General features: G+C 27.9%; 22 protein-coding genes and 1 riboswitch. Of the genes, 12 read left to right on the top strand and 10 right to left on the bottom strand.

The window, feature by feature from the left end:
- Positions 1–4: 4 nt before the first annotated feature.
- The 5 genes from FGQ49_RS07520 to FGQ49_RS07500 all read right to left on the bottom strand — a co-directional run bounded on the left by FGQ49_RS07520 (position 5) and on the right by FGQ49_RS07500 (position 4,916).
- Positions 5–1,174: a LuxR C-terminal-related transcriptional regulator gene (locus FGQ49_RS07520; RefSeq protein WP_138269257.1), complete on the bottom strand. Its 1,170-nt coding sequence runs from the start codon at positions 1,172–1,174 to the stop codon at positions 5–7.
- Positions 1,175–1,357: 183 nt separating this feature from the next.
- Positions 1,358–2,122: an Ig-like domain-containing protein gene (locus tag FGQ49_RS07515; RefSeq protein WP_138269256.1), complete on the bottom strand. Its 765-nt coding sequence runs from the start codon at positions 2,120–2,122 to the stop codon at positions 1,358–1,360.
- Positions 2,123–2,204: 82 nt separating this feature from the next.
- Positions 2,205–3,536: a sensor histidine kinase gene (locus FGQ49_RS07510; protein WP_138269255.1), complete on the bottom strand. Its 1,332-nt coding sequence runs from the start codon at positions 3,534–3,536 to the stop codon at positions 2,205–2,207.
- Positions 3,536–4,207 (bottom strand): response regulator transcription factor, encoded by a 672-nt coding sequence (locus tag FGQ49_RS07505; protein WP_138269254.1) that lies wholly within the window; start codon positions 4,205–4,207, stop codon positions 3,536–3,538. The genes FGQ49_RS07510 and FGQ49_RS07505 overlap by 1 nt, the downstream gene beginning before the upstream one ends.
- Positions 4,208–4,268: 61 nt before the next feature.
- Positions 4,269–4,916, bottom strand: coding sequence for a DNA alkylation repair protein (locus tag FGQ49_RS07500; RefSeq protein ID WP_138269253.1), 648 nt, complete (start codon positions 4,914–4,916; stop codon positions 4,269–4,271).
- A 137-nt stretch (positions 4,917–5,053) separates the two neighbouring features.
- On the opposite strand from FGQ49_RS07500, the gene FGQ49_RS07495 reads away from it, so the two are divergent.
- The gene (locus tag FGQ49_RS07495; RefSeq protein WP_138269252.1) at positions 5,054–5,926 is read left to right on the top strand and encodes a DMT family transporter; all 873 of its coding nucleotides are present in this window, start codon (positions 5,054–5,056) and stop codon (positions 5,924–5,926) included.
- A 25-nt stretch (positions 5,927–5,951) separates the two neighbouring features.
- On the opposite strand, the gene FGQ49_RS07490 is transcribed toward FGQ49_RS07495, so the two are convergent.
- Positions 5,952–6,488 carry a stage V sporulation T C-terminal domain-containing protein gene (locus tag FGQ49_RS07490; RefSeq protein ID WP_138269251.1) on the bottom strand — a complete coding sequence of 179 codons (537 nt, stop codon included), beginning with the start codon at positions 6,486–6,488 and terminating at the stop codon, positions 5,952–5,954.
- Between the two features lie 182 nt (positions 6,489–6,670).
- Here FGQ49_RS07490 and FGQ49_RS07485 point away from each other — a divergent pair, with 182 nt between their 5' ends.
- The 3 genes from FGQ49_RS07485 to FGQ49_RS07475 all read left to right on the top strand — a co-directional run bounded on the left by FGQ49_RS07485 (position 6,671) and on the right by FGQ49_RS07475 (position 8,393).
- On the top strand, positions 6,671–6,973 hold the full coding sequence (locus tag FGQ49_RS07485) for an ArsR/SmtB family transcription factor (protein ID WP_138269250.1): 303 nt from the start codon (positions 6,671–6,673) through the stop codon (positions 6,971–6,973).
- A 76-nt stretch (positions 6,974–7,049) separates the two neighbouring features.
- Positions 7,050–8,057, top strand: coding sequence for a permease (locus tag FGQ49_RS07480; protein ID WP_207734421.1), 1,008 nt, complete (start codon positions 7,050–7,052; stop codon positions 8,055–8,057).
- An 18-nt stretch (positions 8,058–8,075) separates the two neighbouring features.
- The gene (locus FGQ49_RS07475) at positions 8,076–8,393 is read left to right on the top strand and encodes a thioredoxin family protein (RefSeq protein WP_138269248.1); all 318 of its coding nucleotides are present in this window, start codon (positions 8,076–8,078) and stop codon (positions 8,391–8,393) included.
- An 86-nt stretch (positions 8,394–8,479) separates the two neighbouring features.
- On the opposite strand, the gene FGQ49_RS07470 is transcribed toward FGQ49_RS07475, so the two are convergent.
- Positions 8,480–9,865, bottom strand: a complete 1,386-nt coding sequence (locus tag FGQ49_RS07470; RefSeq protein WP_138269247.1) for an MATE family efflux transporter — start codon at positions 9,863–9,865, stop codon at positions 8,480–8,482.
- Positions 9,866–10,221: 356 nt separating this feature from the next.
- Here FGQ49_RS07470 and FGQ49_RS07465 point away from each other — a divergent pair, with 356 nt between their 5' ends.
- Both FGQ49_RS07465 and FGQ49_RS07460 read left to right on the top strand, forming a co-directional pair.
- The gene (locus tag FGQ49_RS07465) at positions 10,222–10,863 is read left to right on the top strand and encodes a GNAT family N-acetyltransferase (protein WP_138269246.1); all 642 of its coding nucleotides are present in this window, start codon (positions 10,222–10,224) and stop codon (positions 10,861–10,863) included.
- 15 nt (positions 10,864–10,878) lie between these two features.
- Positions 10,879–11,799, top strand: a complete 921-nt coding sequence (locus tag FGQ49_RS07460; protein WP_138269245.1) for an AEC family transporter — start codon at positions 10,879–10,881, stop codon at positions 11,797–11,799.
- A gap of 24 nt (positions 11,800–11,823) precedes the next feature.
- Here the strand turns inward: FGQ49_RS07460 and murC are convergent, their stop codons facing one another.
- Entirely contained in the window at positions 11,824–13,224 is a 1,401-nt protein-coding gene (murC, locus tag FGQ49_RS07455; RefSeq protein ID WP_138269244.1) for a UDP-N-acetylmuramate--L-alanine ligase, read from the bottom strand.
- A 272-nt stretch (positions 13,225–13,496) separates the two neighbouring features.
- On the opposite strand from murC, the gene spoVG reads away from it, so the two are divergent.
- Positions 13,497–13,775: a septation regulator SpoVG gene (gene spoVG / locus FGQ49_RS07450; protein ID WP_138269243.1), complete on the top strand. Its 279-nt coding sequence runs from the start codon at positions 13,497–13,499 to the stop codon at positions 13,773–13,775.
- Between the two features lie 111 nt (positions 13,776–13,886).
- Here spoVG and FGQ49_RS07445 read toward each other — a convergent pair whose 3' ends face one another.
- The gene (locus FGQ49_RS07445; protein ID WP_138269242.1) at positions 13,887–14,453 is read right to left on the bottom strand and encodes an ECF transporter S component; all 567 of its coding nucleotides are present in this window, start codon (positions 14,451–14,453) and stop codon (positions 13,887–13,889) included.
- 82 nt (positions 14,454–14,535) lie between these two features.
- Positions 14,536–14,648: riboswitch (FMN riboswitch) on the bottom strand.
- Positions 14,649–14,800: 152 nt separating this feature from the next.
- Between FGQ49_RS07445 and FGQ49_RS07440 the strand changes: the two genes are divergently transcribed.
- Both FGQ49_RS07440 and FGQ49_RS07435 read left to right on the top strand, forming a co-directional pair.
- Entirely contained in the window at positions 14,801–15,043 is a 243-nt protein-coding gene (locus FGQ49_RS07440) for a helix-turn-helix domain-containing protein (RefSeq protein ID WP_243112235.1), read from the top strand.
- A 6-nt stretch (positions 15,044–15,049) separates the two neighbouring features.
- On the top strand, positions 15,050–15,553 hold the full coding sequence (locus FGQ49_RS07435) for a potassium channel family protein (protein WP_347559332.1): 504 nt from the start codon (positions 15,050–15,052) through the stop codon (positions 15,551–15,553).
- Positions 15,554–15,673: 120 nt separating this feature from the next.
- Here the strand turns inward: FGQ49_RS07435 and FGQ49_RS07430 are convergent, their stop codons facing one another.
- The gene (locus FGQ49_RS07430) at positions 15,674–18,481 is read right to left on the bottom strand and encodes a vWA domain-containing protein (RefSeq protein ID WP_138269239.1); all 2,808 of its coding nucleotides are present in this window, start codon (positions 18,479–18,481) and stop codon (positions 15,674–15,676) included.
- Positions 18,482–19,133: 652 nt separating this feature from the next.
- Here FGQ49_RS07430 and FGQ49_RS07425 point away from each other — a divergent pair.
- The 3 genes from FGQ49_RS07425 (at position 19,134) to FGQ49_RS07415 (ending at position 21,049) form a co-directional block, all read left to right on the top strand.
- Entirely contained in the window at positions 19,134–19,547 is a 414-nt protein-coding gene (locus FGQ49_RS07425; RefSeq protein WP_138269238.1) for a MerR family transcriptional regulator, read from the top strand.
- A 2-nt stretch (positions 19,548–19,549) separates the two neighbouring features.
- Positions 19,550–20,290: an ABC transporter permease gene (locus FGQ49_RS07420; RefSeq protein WP_138269237.1), complete on the top strand. Its 741-nt coding sequence runs from the start codon at positions 19,550–19,552 to the stop codon at positions 20,288–20,290.
- A 126-nt stretch (positions 20,291–20,416) separates the two neighbouring features.
- On the top strand, positions 20,417–21,049 hold the full coding sequence (locus tag FGQ49_RS07415) for a DUF4230 domain-containing protein (protein ID WP_138269236.1): 633 nt from the start codon (positions 20,417–20,419) through the stop codon (positions 21,047–21,049).
- Positions 21,050–21,462 lie beyond the last annotated feature (413 nt).

Genomic DNA, 21,462 nt, shown 5'->3' with positions numbered 1-21,462 from the left:
TTTTTTAATCCAACATATATTTTTTTAAATCTTGACGTTGATTTATTCCAAGCTTTTGAAAAGCGGAAGACATATACTGTTTTACGGTATTGGCAGATATATTCATATGTTCTCCTATCTCTTGATTTGTCCACCCTCTTGCAGCAAGCATTGCAGCCGCAAATTCCGTAGTGGTTAAATTATCCGCAACATCTCTTCCTGTTATCGGATTATGTACTTTTCTCCATCCTTCTGAAAAACGATAAGTAATATCTATTATTCTTTTAAAATCATCAGGCCAGTCTTTCTTTATTACAGCCTCAAGCATTCCTCCAAGAAGTCCATGATGTTCCCCAAAAGCTTCGATTAAATCATCAGGACGTGCCAAATCCCAAGCGGCAAGAAGATGTTTTTGTGCTTTTTTTACATTTTTTATGCTCATATAATCCATAACCGCAACTAAATGTAAATATATAGAAGAAATAGGATATGTTTCTTTTTGCAATGCAATAGCAGTTTCGACTATACCTATGCTTCTTTCATATTCTCCCTGTAAATATCTATAATGAGCATGAACATATAGCGCAAACATTCTAAGCCCTTCAGGAAGAAAATTAATATATTCTTTCATTGGCGGTATTTCATTTGGAAGAGGAAGATGTAATAAAATCGCTGCTGCCGTGGCAATAAATGCACTTGCATCTTTTAATAGTGGAATATCTTTTTTACTTGAAGCTATTTTTTTAAGCATGGAAAGAGCATATTTCGCTTGTGTTATATTACCTAAGGAAAGATTTGCATATGAATAAATAAGATAAGCAGAAAGTCTTAAAGATAAATCGGAGCTTGTTAGATATAATTCTGCCATTTTTGCGGCTTTTTCAGCTTGTCCGCTGAAATAATAATATTCGCATAAAGCAATATCCCTCGAATCTCCTTTTTTAATATTATTAATATATTTCAAACATTCACCTGGCTTAAAAGGAGTATTCAATAAAGGCATAAGATTTGATGTATCTATTACTTCCTGTTTTGTTCTTCCATTATTAATGGGATTGGAAGCATTTTGTGGAATTTGCCATACATTGGAAACCTTTTTTGCTCCTTCGATTTTTCCTTCTAAACAATATCTTTGCACTACCCTTGTTGAAACATTCCAATTTTGTGCAACTTCTTTTACAGTTAAATATTTCATTTCATACACCTCCCAGTATTATGAAATAATATTTATTTGTATTCATAATTATGTTTGATTATATTATATATCTTTTTTTAACTTTTTCAATATTGCCAATTAGAATTTTAATAAATAAAAACCCCATATAGTAAACTACATGAGGTTTTTATTATTTGTTTATATTTAATTTACAATGTTAAATTAATCATCATAAGCAGTAAAGCTACCGTTTATTGTTTCATAAGAATTACCTACGTTTTCTTTTATACCATTTATTTCATATGTGTATTTTTGACCTTGTTTTAAGTTTTTGTCAAGGAACAATTCAATATCGTCTTCGTCGCATATGATTCTTGAATTTTTACTTGAATAAGCATTGCCGTTTGAATCTTTAATGATTACATAAGCACCTGATTTTAATTTAATATTTTTATCAAAGTCGAATGATACTTCTTTATCTTCTCTGTCAAAGTCAACTTCCTTAACTTTTAAGCTTGATTTTGAGTTATTAGATGTTTCTTTTGTTTTTTCAGTTTCAAAAGTTACTTTTAAATTTGTATAAGAATTATCATTATACGCTTTTATGCCTTGAATGTCAGCTGTATAATTTGTTCCGTCTTTAATTCCTTCAACATAAATTTCTAAATCGTCATCATCCTTATCAATAATCTTTGCACTATAACTGTTACCGCCGGCATCTGTAAGTGAAGTTATACTTGCATTATTATCCCACATAACTTTTGTTGTAAAATGAACGTCTATTATATTTTTATTGTCATCATCTTGTTTAACTGAACTTACTTCTATTAATGATGTATTTTCATCTGCTAAGTTTGTAGAATTTGTACTTGGTTGTTCAAATGGATTTTCCATATAATTCATACCTAAATCTTTTGCAAATACACTTGCACCTACTAAAGCAATACCTACTATTGTTACCATAATTAAAACTGTTCTTTTTCTCATCTTTCTTTCCTCCATTTTTTTCGTTCTTTTCTTTTTTCTACCTAAATGATAGGAAAGAAAAATTAAAGTAAAATTAAAGAATTTATTTTTTTAAAATTATTTTAAAAGTAGTTCCAACATTTTCTTTGCTTGTAACAGTTATTTTACCGCCCATTTTTTCTATTATGGTTTTTACCATTGATAAACCAAGTCCAAGGCTGTTTTCATTATCTCTTGAAGGATTAACCTGATAAAATCTATTCCAGATTTTATCTATATTTTCACTGCTTATTCCAATTCCGTTATCTTCAACTGTGCATATTACTTCTTTATCTGTTTCATATGCATTTATATTAACATACCCGTTTTCTTTTCCGTATTTTATGGCATTAGATACAAGGTTTATAAATACCCTCATTATAAGTACAGTATCTGAATATATATTTATATCTTCTTTTATATCCATATTTAACTTTATGTTTTTATCCTCTGCCTTTATTTCCATTTCTTCCAAAACGCTTTCAATAAGTTCATTTAAATTGATTTTTTCTCTTTGTATTTTTATTCTGTTAAAATCAAATCTTGTAAACATAAGAAGCTGAGATATTAAAGAAGAAAGTTTTTCGCCCTGTTCTTTTATAAGTTTCAAGGCTTCTCTTTGCTCTTTTTCGCTTCCTTCATATAAGGCATAATCACAAGATGCAAGTATTACGGAAACAGGTGTTCTAAGCTCGTGAGAAGCATCAGAAGTGAATTTTTTTTCATTTTCAAATGATCTTTCAAGCCTTTCAAACATTGCATCAAAAGTATCTGCCATTATGCTTATTTCATTTTTTGATTTTGTTTTTAAATTTATTCTTTTTGATAAATCATCTCCGTTTGAAATGTTAACCGCCGTTTCAACAATTTTATCAATAGGTGATAAAGTCCTTTTTGTTATAAAATATCCAACCACTGATGAAACAATAAGAATTATCGGTATTAATACTATAAATATTGTCATTAAAAAAGTGTTTAATGTCTGGAGTGTAGAAATTGACATATATCCTCTTACAAACACTCCGTCAATATTGGTCATCTTATCATATACATACCAGTTATTGGACTCTCCGTCATATTCATTTACGCCATCATTAAATGAAACTCCATTTATATCTGAAGGAACATTACCTCTAAGAAGCTCATTATTTCTATATATTGCTATTTCTACTCCATCTTTGTAAAATTCAAAATCATCGTCAAAAATTTCATCATAGCCTTCTTCATTTATTTCCTGAACACATTCATTAATTTCATTTTGCAGAGTCTGTTTTAATGTAACATTGGTAAATCCGTCCATACTTACGGATAAAAATGCCAAAGTAAAAATAAGTATAAGGGCTATTACAAATATATACCAAAAATTAAGTTTAGTCTTTAGTGATAAATTTCTCATTATTCTTCCTTTAAAACATATCCTATATTTCTTTTTGTATGAATAAGTTTCTTTTCATATCCTGTATCCATTTTTTTCCTTAAGTATCTTATATATACATCAACCATATTTGAAGCACCCTCGTACTCATAATTCCAAACATTTTGCTCAATTTGTTCTCTTGATAAAATCATTCCTTTGTTTTTTATAAGAAATACGAGTATTCCATATTCTCTTGAAGAAAGCTCAATCTCTTTTCCTGCTCTTTTTACGGTTTTACTGTTACAATCAACTTCCAAATCCGCTACTTTATAAACATTGGTTTTGTTTTTTGTATTTCTTCTGGTTACTGCATAAATCCTTGCAATAAGTTCAGAAAAAGAAAAAGGTTTTACCATATAATCATCTGCCCCAAGATTAAGCCCCGTTACTATTTCTTCCGTAGAATCCATTGCGGTTAGTGCTATTATATAAGTTTCAATTCCCTTATCTCTTATTCTTCTTATAACATCAAAACCGTTAATTTTTGGTATCATAATATCTAAAATCACAACATCATAATCGGTATTTTCAATGTAATAAACAGCGTCTTCGCCGTCAAAACAACTATCCACACTATATTTTTCTGCTTTTAACCTTTTAACGATCAAATTATTAAGGTTTTTTTCGTCTTCGACAACAAGAATTCTCATAATTTTCTCCTTTCTTTTTTATTATTTATGCTACTTTTTTAAAATTAAAGTCAGATTAAAATTATAAATATTTGCTTGCTTCTTTAATGCTTAAATTTGCCATTTTATCTTCGTATTTATTGATAAAGTTACTTACCCATTCCTTATTAGTCTTTGAATAATCTCTCAAAGCCCATCCTATTGCTTTATTTATAAAAAACTCATTATTTTTAAGATTGTTTACTATTATTGTTTCCAAAAGCTCGGTATTTGTCTTTTCTTTCCTTAAAAGCTGATGAATTATGCTTACTCTTCTGAGCCATATATTATTATCCTTGCTCCAGCTTATAAGAATTTCATTTATATCCTCATCGTTTAATGAAAGATATGCCATAAGCTTATATAATGAATCACTTGTATCCCACCATGATTTTGTAACTATAAGATTTTTTATGAAAGGAATGTCTTCTTTTGTTAAAAATTTTTTCTTGTTTATCAAATAATCTATGGATAGATATTGAAATTCTCTGTGAGCATCTTCGTAACACTTGTTTACAAAATCATAGTCAATATATTCCTGACTTTTTATTTCCTTAAAATAAATCTTTTCTATTTTTTTCAATTCACTTCTGGGAATACCTAGAAAGTCAAATTTATTTTTCATATACTTAGCCATTTTAACGGAATTTTCTTCATTCCTTTTTTCATATAAAACTTCAAAAATATCCATAATTATCTCCTTAAATATTTATATAACAATATTAACACATAAATAAAAACATGAAACATTATATTAAATTATTAAATTGAAATAAGAAATAAATTAATGTAGAATATTAAACGCATAAATAAAGAAAGGCTTTAACAATGGAAAATAATAAAAAATTAGGACATCTTCTTGCAATATTTACAATAATGATATGGTCGACAACATTTGTATCAACCAAAATACTTTTAAGAACTTTTACCCCTATGGAAATTTTATTCTATAGATTTACTTTAGGTTTATTATTTTTATTTCTTATGTATCCAAAAAAACTAAAACTTAAGGATAGAAAAGAAGAAATATATTTTATCTTTGCAGGTCTTACGGGAGTAAGCTTATATTATCTTTTGGAAAACATGGCCCTTACTTATTCCAATGCTTCAAACATAGGTGTTCTTGTTTCCATAGCTCCGTTTTTTACGGGAATGCTTTCTTGGATTATATTAAAAGAAAAACTAAATAAAAACTTTTTTTACGGCTTTATTATAGCAATGACCGGAATTATTTTAATAAGCATTAAAGATATGAGCGGAGTAAAAGTATATCCTATAGGAGATATACTTGCTATTATTGCAGCTTTAATATGGGCTTTTTATTCTCTTTTAAGCAGAAAAATATCAACTTTTGGATACAATATGATTGCTTCAACCAGAAGAATGTTTTTTTACGGACTGATATTTATGATATTAATGCTTCCGTTTTTTGATTTTACCTTTGATTTAACGTTATTTAATTCTAAAGTATTAATATTTAATATTTTATTTTTAGGACTTTGTGCCTGTGCACTTTGCTTTGTAACTTGGAATATATCAATAAAAATCTTGGGGACGGTAAAAACCAGTGCTTACATTTATATTACACCGGTAATAACAATTATTGCCTCGTTTATAATAATAAACGAACCTATAACTCCTGTTATGATTATAGGAACAATACTGGTTTTATCGGGACTGTTTTTAAGCGAGAAAAAATAAAAAAAGAACACAGTAGTGTTCTTTTTTATTGCTCCATTTGTTTTCCTAAAAATATTGAACCTGTTTTTGCAAGCAGACTTGCCTGTTCAACGGAAATATTTTTGTCTTTACTTAAAAGTACTATGGCTCCTATTGGATCTCCGTTTGCAACAATAGGGGAGATAACTTCATATTTATGTTCGTTTTTTTTGTCCTTTACTATATCCACTTCTCCGTTTAAAGAAGTAACAAGCTGTCTTTTTGAAATTATCTTATCTAAATCTTTGCTTATTTTTTTATCCATAAGCTCTTTTTTGTCTCCCGTTGAAGCTGCAACTATATTTTCTCTGTCACAAATTACGCTTGTTATTTTTGCACTTAAAAATAGACTGTCTACATATTCCTGAGCAAAGCTTGAGAGTTCTCCTACCATGGAATATTTTTTTAGTATTACTTCTCCGCTGTTATCTGTATATATTTCCAAAGGATCTCCTTCTCTTATTCTTAAAGTTCTTCTTATTTCTTTCGGTATTACAACTCTACCCAAATCGTCAATTCTTCTTACAATACCTGTCGCTTTCATTACTATCTCCTTTATAATATTTTCATATATATTTTTTCTAATTTTAGAAATTTTATACTTTTTATCCTTAATTAAACATAAAATAATATATACATATCAAAAAAAATTGATATATCTATTGACAGTATATAAAAAAAATTATATTATACTCATATCAAAATATTTTGATATGAGGTAATAATATGGAAGACTATTCAAAAGATGTAAAAATTTTTAAAGCATTATGCGATGAAAAAAGATTAAAAATAATAGATTTATTAAAAAACGGAGAGAAATGTGCTTGTGTTTTAATAGATAAAATGGATATAGGGCAGTCTTCTCTTTCATATCATATGAAAATATTATGTGAATCAGGCATTGTTCAAAGCAGACAAGATGGTAAATGGACACATTACAAATTAAGTAAACTAGGAAGTGAACATGCAATAAAAAGACTTAGAGAAATAACAATGGAAAATGAAAACACTACGAATTGCTGTAAATAGTCATCTAAAAGATGACTTTTATTTTAAGCAACATATCAAAATTTTTTGATATGAAAAAATTATAAGGAGAATTAATATGATTCAGTCAGTATTATTATTTATTCAAAATCAAATTCTTTCAATGAAATGGTTAAATTCATTAATAGGAAACTTTCTTATTCTTTTTGGAATTAATTTAAATGGAAGAATGGGTGGAAGCCTTCAGTTTTTTATTTATGACGTTATAAAAATAACTATACTACTTTGTACTTTAATTTTTATTATTTCATACATTCAAAGCTATTTCCCACCTGAAAGAAGTAAAAAAATACTCGGAAAATTTAAGGGAATAAGAGCAAATATAATTTCTGCCTTACTTGGAACCGTTACTCCTTTCTGCTCATGCTCTTCAATACCTTTATTTATGGGCTTTACATCAGCAGGACTTCCTCTTGGAGTTACATTTTCTTTTTTAATATCATCTCCAATGGTAGACCTTGGAAGTTTGGTTTTGCTTATGAGCATTTTCGGTTATAAAGTTGCAATTTTTTATGTAATTATAGGACTTATTCTTGCAGTTATTGGAGGAAGCATAATTGAAAAAATGCACATGGAAGAATACGTTGAAGATTTTATTAAAAATGCAAAAAGCATCAACGTAAAAATTCCTAACCGCTCGAAAAAACAAAGAATAATGTTTGCAAAAAATCAAATGACATCTACATTTAAGAAAGTATTTCCTTATATATTAATAGGTGTTGGAATAGGGGCAATAATTCATAACTGGATACCTGAAGATATAATAACCGGCATACTTGGAAGCGACAATCCTTTTGGTGTAATTCTTGCAACTTTGGTAGGAGTACCTATGTATGCAGATATATTCGGAACAATTCCAATAGCAGAAGCACTTTTATCAAAAGGAGCACTTCTTGGAACAATTCTTTCTTTTATGATGGCAGTTACAACACTAAGCCTACCTTCAATAATAATGCTTAAAAAAGCCGTTAAACCAAAACTTCTTATATTGTTTATATCAATTTGTACTTTTGGAATTATTTTAATAGGCTATATATTTAACTATATGCAAGGATTTTTAATATAAAAATTAAAGGAGAGAAAAATGAAAATATTAAAAAAATCATGTGGATGCAGTACTTGTAAATGTGAAAATAATGATAATAATGAAGAAAAAACAAATGGGCAAATTAAAATATTAGGCTCTGGATGTAAGAACTGTATTAATCTTGAAAATAATGTTTTAAAAGCTTTAGAAGAACTTAACATAGATATGAATGTTTTACATGTTAAAGACTTTGTTGAAATTTCAAATTACGGCGTAATGTCTACACCTGCCCTTGTTATAAATGAACAAGTTGTATCACAAGGAAAAGTATTATCAAAAAAAGAAGTAGAAGATATTTTAAAAGAAATAATATAAAAAGAAATAATTTTAAACAGTAAAATATTATTATAAAAATATAATAATCAATCATATAAAAAAGAAAGACATAAAAGTCTTTCTTTTTAATTTGTACTAAGTTTAATTTCCTTATTCTTTATTATTTTTAATTCTTTAGATACAACTGCAGTTGTTGTTATAAAAGCAATAAAATCCGCAACGGGAGCAGCAAAAAGTATACCGTTAAGTCCAAAGAATAAAGGAAGAATTATTATTAAAGGAATAAGGAATATTACCTGTCTTGTCATTGATAATATAAGCCCTTTTATAGGTTTTCCTATAGCAGCAAAGAAATTTGATGATATAAGCTGAACACCATTTAATACAACCATAAATAAAAATGTTCTCATAAACTTAACCGCAAATTCATAGTAAAGGGCATCTCCCGAACCGAATATTGAAATAATTTGATTTGGGAAAAATTGAAAGGCTATAAAACCTATAAAAGATACTACAAGATTACAAAGTATTGCAAGTTTATAAACGCTTATTACTCTGTCGTATTTTTCTGCCCCATAATTAAAACCTACTATAGGTTGAGTTCCTTGAGAAATTCCTATGATTACTGCAAGTAAAATTGCGTTTGTTTTCATTACTATACCGCAGGCAGCAAGAGGAATTTCCATTCCATATATTGATCTCGCACCGTAAAATGTAAGGGAATTATTTAAAACTATTTGTACAAAAGTAATCGCCACTTGGTTTAAACTGTTACTCATACCAAGAGAAGCAATTTTAACGCATTCTTTAAAATGAAGCCCAAAACAATCTCTTGTTAAATGTACGTGCTTGAAATTTTTTATATATAATATTGCCATAACAAAAGAGAATACTTGGCCTATTACTGTAGCAATTGCCGCACCTGCAACTCCCATATTAAATACAAAAATGAATATAGGGTCTAAAATTGTGTTTACAATAGCACCTGCAAGCATACACATCATTGAATATTTAGGACTTCCATCTGCTCTTGCAAGATTGCTCATACCATTTATTACAACAAGAAGCGGCATACCAAGAGCAGTTATTCTTGTATAAGATATGGCATAAGGCATTACTTGTGTTGTAGCACCAAAAGCTTTAAGCAAAATAACTAAAAATATTTCAATTAAAAATGCATAAAGTATACCGAAAACAAACATCATTGAAATTGCACTACCAACAACTTTTGCGGCCTTTTCTTTTTCTCCTGCACCAAGACGAAGAGAAAATCTTGAAGCTCCTCCGACTCCTATTAAAAGAGCTATTGCAAGGCAGATAGTTGTTAAAGGATATGCAACGTTCGTTGCGGCATTACCCAGATAACCAACACCTTGACCTATGAAAATTTGGTCAACAATGTTATAAAGAGAACTAACAATCATCGCTATTATACTTGGAATTGCAAAACCTTTTAAGAGTTTTGGAATTTTTTCATACCCAAGAGGATTAGCGGTATTGATACTTTCCATATCACACCTCCAAATGAAAATAACAATAAAACAAATAACTTTCTTATTTGCCAAAATATATAGAAAAATAAGTAAAAAATAAAAATTTATTGTAATATCACAAGATTATACCAAAATTAGTTTTTTAATACAATATAATAATAATAAAATATTTATTTTTTAAATTTTATTATTTTAAATTTATACCTGTAAATATGTTATTATATAGGTGTTAAATTTATAAAAATAAAGGTGGTGTCTTTTTGTTACCGGTAATGTAATATATTTGTATATTTAATAAAGATAACTTTGTTATCTTTATTTTAGTGTCCTTTATTAGTATCAATTTTTAAATTAAATATAAAAGGAGAATAAATATGAATAAAGATTATATTATTAGAAAAGAAACCAAAGAAGATTATAAAAATACTGAATTTTTAACAAGGGAAGCATTTTTTAATGTTTATACAAAAGGATGTGTAGAACATTATGTGCTTAATAAACTTCATAAAAGCGATGATTATATAAAAGAGCTTTCTTTTGTAGTTAAAAAAGATGAACAATTAATAGGGCATATAGGATATTCAAATGCTAAATTAATAAAAGAAAATAAACATAAAGATGTACTTACTTTTGGTCCTGTTAGCATAATACCTGAATATAAACACAAAGGAATAGGCAGTGATTTAATAAATTATTCAATAAAAAAAGCAAAAGAAATGGGATATAAAGCAATTATAATATATGGAAATCCTCTTTTATACCATAGGTTCGGTTTTACCCTTGCTTTAAAATTTGATATAAAAACCGAAGATGGTAAAAACGCCGTTCCTCTTTTGGCTTTAGAACTTGAAAAAGATTATCTTAGTGATGTAAAAGATTTTAGATTTGTTGAAAGTGAAGATTTTAATATAAACGAAAATGACTTTATAGAATTTGAAAAAAATTTCCCTTACAAAGAGAAAAAAGAAACTTATTCTCAAAAAGAATTTGAAATACTAAGCAGTTTAATGTGGTAAAAAGAAAGGAGCATAATGGATTTAAGCAATATAATAACACAAATGATTGTTTTGTTTTTGGTAATGACTTTAGGATATATCTTAGAAAAAATAGGGTATATGGATAAACATGTATCAAGTAAGTTAAATATACTGATTTTAAATGTAACAACCCCGTGTTTGATCCTATCATCCGTAACAACTGGTGAAATATCATATAATAAAAGCACTGTTTTTCTTATTTTACTTATTGCTTTTTTAATGTATTTAATACTTCCTTTTATAGCAATATTATTAAATAAAATATTAAAAATAGAAAAAGAAAATTTCGGACTTTATATGTTTATGACAATATTTTCTAATATTGGATTTATGGGATATCCCGTAACAAAAACAATATTCGGAGAAAGTGCCGTATTTCTATGTAGCCTTTTTAATATGGTATTCGGCATATTTGTTTACAGCCTCGGAATTTATCTATTTAATATGGATAGTAAAGAAAAAACAAAATTTGATTTCAAAAAAGTCATAAACCCGGGAATGATATCAAGCGTTCTTGCAATAATTATTTTTATATTTTCTATAAATATTCCCTCTTTCTTAAGCTCAACTTTTGAAATGGTAGGGAGTATAACAAGTCCTCTTGCAATGATTTTAATAGGCTGTTCATTAGCAAGAATTCCTGTAAAAGAAATATTTAACGAATATAAATTATATCCTTATACAATAATAAAACAAATATTAATTCCATTAGCTGCAATGTTTATTTTAAAACATGTTATTACAAATCCATTAATTTTAGGGCTTACCATAATAGTAATGGCAATGCCTGTTGGAAACATAACCGTAATGTTTGCAGGTAAATATGAAGGAAACGCTGCTCTTGCATCAAAAGGAGTATTTATAACAACCGTATGTTCCTTTATCACAATTCCGATTCTTTGCTATATATTATAAAAGACCGAGAAATCTCGGTCTTTTTTATTCATATATTTCTTTTAATTTATCAACTATATCGTAAGCAACTTGATTTATTGATTGGCTTCCGGCAACAAGAACAAAATCCCCCGGCTTAGCATTTTCTACAATATAATCTCTTATATCTGAAAATTCACTTATTACTCTTGAAGGTATGCCGTATTTTTCAACTACTTTTTCGGCTATGTCTTCAGAATATATATTCCATTCGTTATCTTCTCTGTCTGAGTAAATATCGTTTAATATAAGCTCGTCTGCACCTTTCATTGCATCTACAAACTCATCAAATAAAAGGAATGTTCTTGAATAAGTATGAGGTTGGAATATTACGAATAATTTTTTATGTTCATAATTTTTACAAGCATCAATAGTAACTTTAAGTTCTGTTGGATGATGAGCATAATCTTCTATTACAGTAATATTGTTTACAACTCCTCTTTTTTCAAATCTTCTTTTTGCACCCATAAATTCTTTAAAACTGTCATTTACAATTTTTTTGTCAATCATAAAGAAATCTGAAACTGCAACAACGCTTAAAGCATTAAGTACGTTGTGTTCTCCCGGTATATTAAGTTCAAAGTGATAATAAAATTCACCGTTTTTATATACATCAAATCTTGGTTTTCCAAGTTCGTTATATGTTATATTTTTAGCAACAAAGTCATTATTTTCTGAAAGACCAACTTTAACTATTTTACATTCAAGTCCGTCTAAAATATCAAGAACGTTTTTATCATCTCCGTTTACAACAAGTAAACCGTCTTTTGGAGTAATTTTTGCAAACTTTTTAAATGATTCTTTTATTTGTTCTATACCACCTGTAAAGTAATCAAGATGATCTCTTTCAATATTTTGTATTGTTCCTACAAAATGTCTTGAATGAAGGAAACTGTCTACGAATTCACATGCTTCTATTACAAAATAGTCGCTGTCCCCAACTCTTGAGTTTCCGTTTATTTTTCTTAAAGTTCCTCCTATTGAAATTGAAGGATCAAGATTTGCATTTAAAAATACCAAAGACATAAGGGAAGATGTTGTTGTTTTTCCATGAGTTCCGCTTACAGCTACGGTTTTTTTATAATATTTACTTATAAGTCCAAGGAAAATTGAACGTTCTATTTCAAGAATACCTTTATTTTTTCCCTCAACTCTTTCAGGATTATTTTCTCTGATTGCAGCAGAATAAACTATTAAATCTATATCGTCGGTTATATTTTCTTTATTATGTCCTATAATAACTTTAATTCCGTTCTTTTCTAATTTTTCGGTATAAACACAAGGTCTCATATCTGAACCTAAAACTTCTTTACCGTTTATTTTTGACATTAAAGCAAGACCAGACATACTGGTTCCGCCTATTCCAATAAAATATATCTTTTTTATATTTTCTAAATCTATATTCATTTTTTCACCGCCGTATTGTTTTTATATAAACTTTAACACTTATTTATTTCATTATATGCTTATTATATACTTAATATATTTTACTATCTTTCAATGATTTTTACAATATTTATTTATATTATAATTATATTAAAAAAATCGGCAAATATTTAAAGTAAAAACATCATGTTGAAAAATTATGAAATCCTTTATTCATAGGTATGTAATCGTTATTGCAATTCTTAAATTTATAATGTATAATATATTTAACAGAATAAAGGGAGGAAAGACAAATGCAAATCACAGACATTAGGGTAAGAAAGACATATGACGAAGGAAAGATGAAAGCGATCGTATCTGTTACTTTTGATGATCAATTCGTAATTCATGACATCAAAATAATTGAAGGAGACAATGGGGTATTTATTGCTATGCCTAGTAGAAAAATGCCTAATGGTGAATTCAAAGATATTGCACATCCGATAAACCTTGAAACAAGAGTCGAAATGCAAAACAAAGTTTTGGAAGCTTATGAGGATAAACTAAAAGAGCTAGCCGAAGAAGCAGAATAATTATTAAGAACGAATGCCCCTTTATAAGGGGCTTTTTTATATGAAAAAAATTAAAGCCTCTCGTTTTGAGAGGCTAAATGGATTCATTAAGTAAAGATTTTATTATTATTTCTATTTTGTTGTATTTACTCTTGCACTATCAGGTCTTGTTTTTATAAAGTTACTGATAGGTTTATATACAATAAAAGTTATTATACAGTTAATACCGGCTTTTAAAATATTAAAAGGTATTACCGCAACAGGAAGTGAAGCTTTTACGGCTTCTAATGGCATACCGTAGAAATTAGTTGTAATAACCAAGTTTGCCGGAATCATAACAAGAACCATTGCTAAAGCTCCAAGAACAAGCCCTAATACAGCACCTTTTCTTGTTTTGTTTTTGCTGTATACAAATCCTGCAACACCTACAAGTGCGCTGCTTGAGATTATGTGCATTAATGCACCTACCCAACCATTCATAGCACTTACTGTTAGTGCTTGTATACAACTTGAAATTATAACGGATATTATTCCTGTTACAGGTCCGAACATTAAACCTATAATAAGAAGTGGAACATCCATTGGTTCGTATTCAAGCCATGCAGCCGATGGCATAATTGGGAATCGTACTAAAAGCATTAATACGATTGACAATGCAATAAGCATTGAAACTGTTACAAGTCTTCTAGTGTCTTTCATTTTTTTTATACCTCCTTAAAATTTAAGGTATACATAAAAAAATAGTAATCGCCCTTCAGGAAATTACTAAAAAAAATACTTTATGTATCCTCTCTCATCCGGACTTTACCGTCGGTAAAGGAATTTCACCTTTTCAGCTTTCGCTCGCAGACTATAACTGCCGGTAGGGAATTTCACCCAACCCTGAAGATTGTTTACCTTATATTATAATATTTTTTTAAAAAAGTCAACATAAAGTCGCCATAGGTTACTTTTTATATTTAATAAAATCATGTAAAATATAAGAAAAGAAATTTGATTTTGGCTAAATTTAATTTATGTAATATTAATAAATGGAGGTGAATAAAATGCAACTTAGAGAAGCTATAAATAAAAAAATAATGACGCTATGTGAAGAAAGCGGATATTCCATAAATTCACTTGCAAACATGGCAGGTATTCCTCCTACTACTCTTTACAGTATGTTCGATGGAAAATGTAAAAACCCGGGAATAAAGACAATTAAAATCTTATGTGATTTTTTTGAAATAAGCATAAGAGACTTCTTTAACGATGAATTATTTAATGATATAGACAAAGGTTTTGAATAATTATTTATATTTTATTATTATAAAAAAGAAGAGATTTCTCTTCTTTTTTTATTTTATGTTATGATATATAAAAAAGAGGTTTTATATATGAAAAAAGCAAGACTTTTTTGGTCTATAGTAAGAAGATGTAACGGTGAAAAGATAACCATAGGATTTATTTTAAGTATTTTTATGGTAGCATTTATAATAATGATAAAAGAACCTGGGGTATCATCATATGGAGATGCTTTATGGTATACTTTTGTGTCTTCATCGACAATAGGTTTTGGGGATATTGTTGTTACAACAACAATAAGCAAACTTTTAACGGTATATATTACTCTATATCAAGCTTTAATGATAGCTATGCTTTCAGGGGTCATAGTGAGCCATTATTTAGAAGTAATTCAAAGAAGGGAAGAATATACCATAACTGTATTTATGGATAAGCTGGAGCATTTAAGCGAGTTAAACGATGAAGAAATAAAACAGATACAAGAAAAAATAAAAAAATTAAAAATGACAATGTAAATTAAGCAATGATTCTTATTTTTTCTATATTTAAATTAATATAATTTTTATTTTTCTATAAAATAAAAATAGTACCGATAAATAAAACTACGGTACTATTTTTATTAATAATATTAAAACTTATTTATTTACTTTTTCTTTTCTAACACATACTGTCACTGCCGTGAAAGAAACTGCAAACAGTAATATCCATGCTCCAACCATATTTTTATCTTCAGTATTTGGTGTATTTAAAGAAGACGAATTTGAAGATGATGTATTATCTGTTTTTGTACCTGATGCGCTTGTATCTTCCCAAATTAAAGCAAAAGGAGAGAATGAATCCACAGTAATTTGAATTCCATTATCAGTATTTGTTAACTTATATTTTTCATTTTTTTGATTTTCACTGAACAGTTCCATTTCATAATTATCGGTTAAAGCTTCATTATCATTACGGTCTAAACCTTTATAATGAACAATAAAGAATTCAGTATTTTCATCCGTTCCTTCAGGATAAGGCCAGTAAATTGTAATAGGTTCATTTGCACCAACTACAGCATTTGAATTATTTGTATATACCAAATCAAGATATTTCATTTCAATATTATAATTATCAGGAAGTACATCAAATTCTTCTAATGATGCTTCTTCCAAAGTAGAAGTTGCACTTGGAATAACATCATCAACAAGGAGGTTCACTGCACTCGAATCTGCAACTTCGATACTCGAAACCTGATTATCTGAACCTTTATAATAATATTTAGTTTCACTAGGTACCTGTGCTGTTACTTCACTTACGGCTTCTTTCGGTTCTTCTCCCGTAACAATTTCAGTAGTAGGATTTTCTTCATCAGATACTACACCTCTAATTTTAAGTTCAGCACTAACAACATTTATATCAAAGCTGTAACTTGAATCTGAATTTGGAAGTTTAATTTCAGCTTTAACTAATCCCTGATTTAATGCCCCTGCATAAATAGACATAGTATAAGTTTTATTCGGAGTATCCTGGTCAACTGTAAAATCATCACTAATCATTATATTTCCATCTTCATCTCGGAACTCAAGACGAATTGGATCTTGCCCCTTAGAAGAAACTAAGCGATATAGGTAACGTCCATTTACCTGGCTGCTGTTTCCTTTATGTTGATCATATTTTTCAATACTCCATTTACGAGTTTCTTTTCCGTCATTATAGGTAAATGTCAAATATTTTGAAATATCCAATGTCGTATCATCACTTACACCAAGCTGTTCTTTAAGCCATTTATCAACATTTTCCGGTAAATCAATAGTATATCCAGGTTCTGGAAGAGTGTTTTTATTAGATGCTGCTACATATCCTTGCTGATCCATTACAACACCTTCATAGCCTTTTCCGCCTGTATAAACTGTCATTGATGCAATATTCACAGAAACAGTCTGTGATTTATTATCTACAGTATAAGAAACCGTTGGAAGAGAAAATGGAACAGAATCCTCCTCTTCTCCTTGTGAATTGATAGGATATAATGTGGCTTCTTTACTTACTTTTAATGCATCCAAAGATTCACTGCCGTCTTCATCATAAACCCCATATGTACCATTAATTGTCTGTGGATTTGTTAGTTTTACATTATAATGTAATTTTACAAAATCATCCATTTTTACATTTGTATTAATTAAAAGATCAAAACTATCTTTACCATTATCATTTTTTCCATTTGGATAATAGATTAATTCAAATGGATAATTTCCATCATTATCTTTTTGTCCAAAAGCATATTTATTATCGCTAATCTTTGTTGTTGTTAAAGTCTTCGTTCCAATAGTTAGTTTTAAGTTATCAAGGTTAACCATATCAAAGTCATATGAGTTACCATAATTATCACTGCCATAACCAATAATATTTTCTACTTTTGAACCTTTTCCCATATAATATATTAATGTATCATTAACTTCAGCAAATGGGTCTGAAATACTATCACTATCATAACGAGTAACATAACCTTTATCAGCCATCCAGGACTTGAAAGACTCTGTATAATCACCAAATTTTGTTCCTTTATTATATGGATAATCTACCCATATAACATTAGCTTCATTATTTTCTTTCATTTCAATTATTGACTGACCGGCAAAATAAGTTGCAGACTCTAAATTTGAATAATAATCCATAGATGTATTTACATCCATTCCAGGTTCTAAATTACTAACGAGATAATTTTTATCTGATTTTTTATCTTCTGTAATTGAATATTTACCTATATCTTTTCCTGAGTTTGCATCATTAATTATTTCTCCAAAAGTTCTAAGGTTAAGCTTTCCATTTATATAACGTGCTATAAAATCTTCATTGGTATTCCAGTTGTTCAGATATGGTAGTTGTGCCAAAGCTTGTCCATTATCATTAACCCACATACGTGCACCGCCGTCTGTAAGCAAAACAAGATACTTATTATCCGATTCTGCAACACCAGATTTTAGTAATGAACGTGCTTTTTCTATACCGGCTTGAAGATTACTTCCTGAACGTCCAGTTTGTCCATTGTAACTTTTATCGGTCATTTTTTCCATTAAATTATTGAGAACACTCTCATCACTAATATTTTCCATACTATCACTTGAATACAAAATTGGATTACTTCCGCCAAATATTACTAATCCTGCATTTACGTCAATATTAGATATCTTTGTTAGATTATTTAACATATTGGCTGCATCATTTGCTAAATCAGAAGCATCGCTGCTGGTTGAACCATCTAATACGAACACAATATCCATTGTCTGTCTATATTCTTCAGCAGGAACAGTCATTGTTACTTCTGAAATATAATTACTATCTAAATTTGTAGCTTTATGTGTTACTTCAGGTGAAGTAATATTTTTTTGTTCTGCTGCTGTAACAGTGGGTAACATACTTATTAACATCATTATTGATAATACAAATCCAAGTAATTTCTTCATATTTTTTTACTTTCCTCCTATTATTTTATTGATATTTTGGATTGTCTTTTCTTTAAATGTCTTATGAAATAAAATTTTGAAATTCTTTTTAGATATGAAAATATGTATAATAAAAATTACAAAAATAATACATTTTGTGATAATAATGTTATAATTAATACATAGTTCATATTTGTAATGATTAATATATAAAATAAAAAAAATCAGACAAATAAGTTTAATAATTTAAATAAATTGATTTGATACAAAAAGTATGCCTTATGTATTATTAATGATTGTAAGCGGTTTTTCAATAACAGTTCTAACAACCGCAATTAAAAAGAAATATCAATAATCAAACCTCTCCTTTTAAAAAGAGATAACAAAAGTTATCTCTTTTTTTTTTGCATTTTTTACACCTTTATAAAAAATAATTTAAACTATCACGCGAATTTTACAATTCATTTTATGGACAAACTTTCTCGCGAATTTTACAAACCCTTTTATGAACAAACTTTCCTCGCGAATTTTACAAGCTCTTTTATGCATAAACTTTCCTCGCGAATTTTACAAGCTCTTTTATGAACAAATATTAATTACAACCGTAATTAGGGTATTGCTATGACGAAAACGTCATACAGTATGCTAGGGATACGGGGAAAGGAGAACTTTAATGAAAAAAATAAAAGAAGTAAGTAAAATTGCGGGAGTAAGTATTCGGACATTACAGTACTATGATAATGAAGGCTTAACAAATCTTCATAGAACAAAAGATAATCACCGTTTATATCAAAAAAAAGATTTAGAGCAAATATGGAAAATATTAATATTAAAAGAAATGAATTTTGAAATTAAAGAAATAAAGGAAATACTAATCCTCACCCCAAATAAGCAAAATGCTTACCTCAAAAAAAGAAAGGAGGAAATGAAAAAAGAAATAAAAGAATTAAAAAAGGAAATAAAATTTATAGAATGGATAAACTCAAATAACTTTCCAATTCTTCCCAATATTCCCCTTCCCATATCATATAAGGAATATATTTTAAATCTAAAAGATACAATGATAAAAGAAGTAAAGGAGAAATAATTATGAAAAAGGTAAAATATATTGTATACATACTAATATTATTATTAATATTAACATTAACGGGCTGTAATACTCAAATATCTAACACTACAAATTCAAGCAATTTAAATTGGGTTGAAAAAATAGATACCTCTGAAGAACTAAAAGAAAAAGTGAATAATGATATTAACGATACTATTACAAAGCTAAACAACGACTTTGAGACTTTAAAGAATGAAATAAATACATATGGAAAATACAGTAAAAACAGAGAAAAAGTACAAGAATTTTACATAAACATATCTAACACACAAAAACAATTAAATATAAGACTTAGAGAAAACAGCCTTTCTTACACTCAAAGTATCGTCAATTCAAATTTATCAAGTGATGAAAAATACGAAAAACTTGAACAGTTATATGAAATTATATATGAAGATGCAGCTGATGACGTATATGAAGAAATTGATAATGGAGTTTTAAAAAATATGTATGATACATATTATGATGGAGTGTTAGAAGATGCCTATGACAAAGTATCATATGAAAAATGGTATCATATGGCATCAAAAGAATATGATATGTGGTCAGATACAAGTTCAGATATATATGATGAATGGTTAGATTTAAAAAGTGATATAGATAATCTTTATATAGATATAGGTAATGAAATATGGGAAGAAGATATGGAAAGAGCAAATGAAAAGTTACAAAGTTTTAAAGAAGATATAGAAAATCTAAAAAACGAAAATGAAACAAATTAAAAAAATAGGATATGGTTTAAACCATATCCTATAAAATTACATAAGCTATTCCTTGTCAATTTATGTAAAAAAATATAACTTTTATTGTATAATGTTTATAGAAATTAACACGGAGAATTTTTATTTATGGAAAAGAATAATAAAAAAGAAAAGAAAAATAATAAACTTTTAAAAATATTAAAAAATCCATTAATGCAAAAAATTATAATACTAATTATCGTTGCTATTGCATCCGGCTTTATAGCAATAGGAATAAAAGATACTTTTATTACAGATAGCAAAACAACAAAAATAGGATTTGAAAATATTGGAGAATTTGCAACACAATCTGCATATTGTACACAAATAAACGTGACAGATTCCTCAAGAGAATTATTTGGAAATAAAATTCCTTTTACTCAAAGTAAATACATATACAGCTATAACATTACAATAAAAGCAGGATACGATTTTAGCCAGATACAATGGAATATTAAGGGAGATACAATAGAAGTAAAATTACCTGAGGTTAAAATTTTATCCAGCGAAATAGATTTAGATTCTTTCAAAGTCTACCATGAAGAAGAAAGCATATTTAATAAAATTACCTTAAGCGAAAATAACCAAGCACTGAAAAAATTACAAAGTGAAGCACAAACACAAGCAATACAAAACGGTCTATATGATAACGCAAGAAAAAATGCAGAAACTATGCTAAAAAGTTTTTTTGGAAATGTATATGACTTAAATAAATATAAAATAGTTTTTATTGACAAATAAGGGAGTAAATATGAAAAATAAAATAAAATTAATAATTAAAGGAATTGTTCTAGTAATAGTTATATTCTACTTTATATTATTTCTTACAAGATAAAAAAACTAATTAATAAAGGAAATAAAAAATATAACATAAACTTTAGATTCTTATATTGACAATAATAATATACATTATTATTTAAATTAAAACAAAGCCTCAAAACTTTGTTTTTTTATTGCATAAAATAATATAAATACCAAATTTTTACATTTTTTATAAACAAAAACGTTATTTTTATGTAATAATAGTATATATAAAAATGCATCGTTATAAAAATATGTATCTAAAAAACGTAATATAAGAAAGAAAGGAGCAACTTTATGAACACAAAATACAAAAAAATAATAACATTTATGGGTATATTTGTATCATTAAC

Origin of the sequence: Anaerofustis stercorihominis (genome assembly GCF_005844425.1) — a bacterium.
In the GTDB taxonomy this organism is placed as follows: domain Bacteria; phylum Bacillota; class Clostridia; order Eubacteriales; family Anaerofustaceae; genus Anaerofustis; species Anaerofustis butyriciformans.
This window is presented reverse-complemented; position numbering and strand designations above follow the sequence as displayed.

Excerpts from the sequence above, each read along its gene's own strand:
- FGQ49_RS07520 (WP_138269257.1), bottom strand. The coding sequence starts at position 1,174 with ATGAAATATTTAACTGTAAAAGAAGTTGCACAAAATTGGAATGTTTCA.
- FGQ49_RS07515 (WP_138269256.1), bottom strand. The coding sequence starts at position 2,122 with ATGAGAAAAAGAACAGTTTTAATTATGGTAACAATAGTAGGTATTGCT.
- FGQ49_RS07510 (WP_138269255.1), bottom strand. The coding sequence starts at position 3,536 with ATGAGAAATTTATCACTAAAGACTAAACTTAATTTTTGGTATATATTT.
- FGQ49_RS07505 (WP_138269254.1), bottom strand. The coding sequence starts at position 4,207 with ATGAGAATTCTTGTTGTCGAAGACGAAAAAAACCTTAATAATTTGATC.
- FGQ49_RS07500 (WP_138269253.1), bottom strand. The coding sequence starts at position 4,916 with ATGGATATTTTTGAAGTTTTATATGAAAAAAGGAATGAAGAAAATTCC.
- FGQ49_RS07495 (WP_138269252.1), top strand. The coding sequence starts at position 5,054 with ATGGAAAATAATAAAAAATTAGGACATCTTCTTGCAATATTTACAATA.
- FGQ49_RS07490 (WP_138269251.1), bottom strand. The coding sequence starts at position 6,488 with ATGAAAGCGACAGGTATTGTAAGAAGAATTGACGATTTGGGTAGAGTT.
- FGQ49_RS07485 (WP_138269250.1), top strand. The coding sequence starts at position 6,671 with ATGGAAGACTATTCAAAAGATGTAAAAATTTTTAAAGCATTATGCGAT.
- FGQ49_RS07480 (WP_207734421.1), top strand. The coding sequence starts at position 7,050 with ATGATTCAGTCAGTATTATTATTTATTCAAAATCAAATTCTTTCAATG.
- FGQ49_RS07475 (WP_138269248.1), top strand. The coding sequence starts at position 8,076 with ATGAAAATATTAAAAAAATCATGTGGATGCAGTACTTGTAAATGTGAA.
- FGQ49_RS07470 (WP_138269247.1), bottom strand. The coding sequence starts at position 9,865 with ATGGAAAGTATCAATACCGCTAATCCTCTTGGGTATGAAAAAATTCCA.
- FGQ49_RS07465 (WP_138269246.1), top strand. The coding sequence starts at position 10,222 with ATGAATAAAGATTATATTATTAGAAAAGAAACCAAAGAAGATTATAAA.
- FGQ49_RS07460 (WP_138269245.1), top strand. The coding sequence starts at position 10,879 with ATGGATTTAAGCAATATAATAACACAAATGATTGTTTTGTTTTTGGTA.
- murC (WP_138269244.1), bottom strand. The coding sequence starts at position 13,224 with ATGAATATAGATTTAGAAAATATAAAAAAGATATATTTTATTGGAATA.
- spoVG (WP_138269243.1), top strand. The coding sequence starts at position 13,497 with ATGCAAATCACAGACATTAGGGTAAGAAAGACATATGACGAAGGAAAG.
- FGQ49_RS07445 (WP_138269242.1), bottom strand. The coding sequence starts at position 14,453 with ATGAAAGACACTAGAAGACTTGTAACAGTTTCAATGCTTATTGCATTG.
- FGQ49_RS07440 (WP_243112235.1), top strand. The coding sequence starts at position 14,801 with ATGCAACTTAGAGAAGCTATAAATAAAAAAATAATGACGCTATGTGAA.
- FGQ49_RS07430 (WP_138269239.1), bottom strand. The coding sequence starts at position 18,481 with ATGAAGAAATTACTTGGATTTGTATTATCAATAATGATGTTAATAAGT.
- FGQ49_RS07425 (WP_138269238.1), top strand. The coding sequence starts at position 19,134 with ATGAAAAAAATAAAAGAAGTAAGTAAAATTGCGGGAGTAAGTATTCGG.
- FGQ49_RS07420 (WP_138269237.1), top strand. The coding sequence starts at position 19,550 with ATGAAAAAGGTAAAATATATTGTATACATACTAATATTATTATTAATA.
- FGQ49_RS07415 (WP_138269236.1), top strand. The coding sequence starts at position 20,417 with ATGGAAAAGAATAATAAAAAAGAAAAGAAAAATAATAAACTTTTAAAA.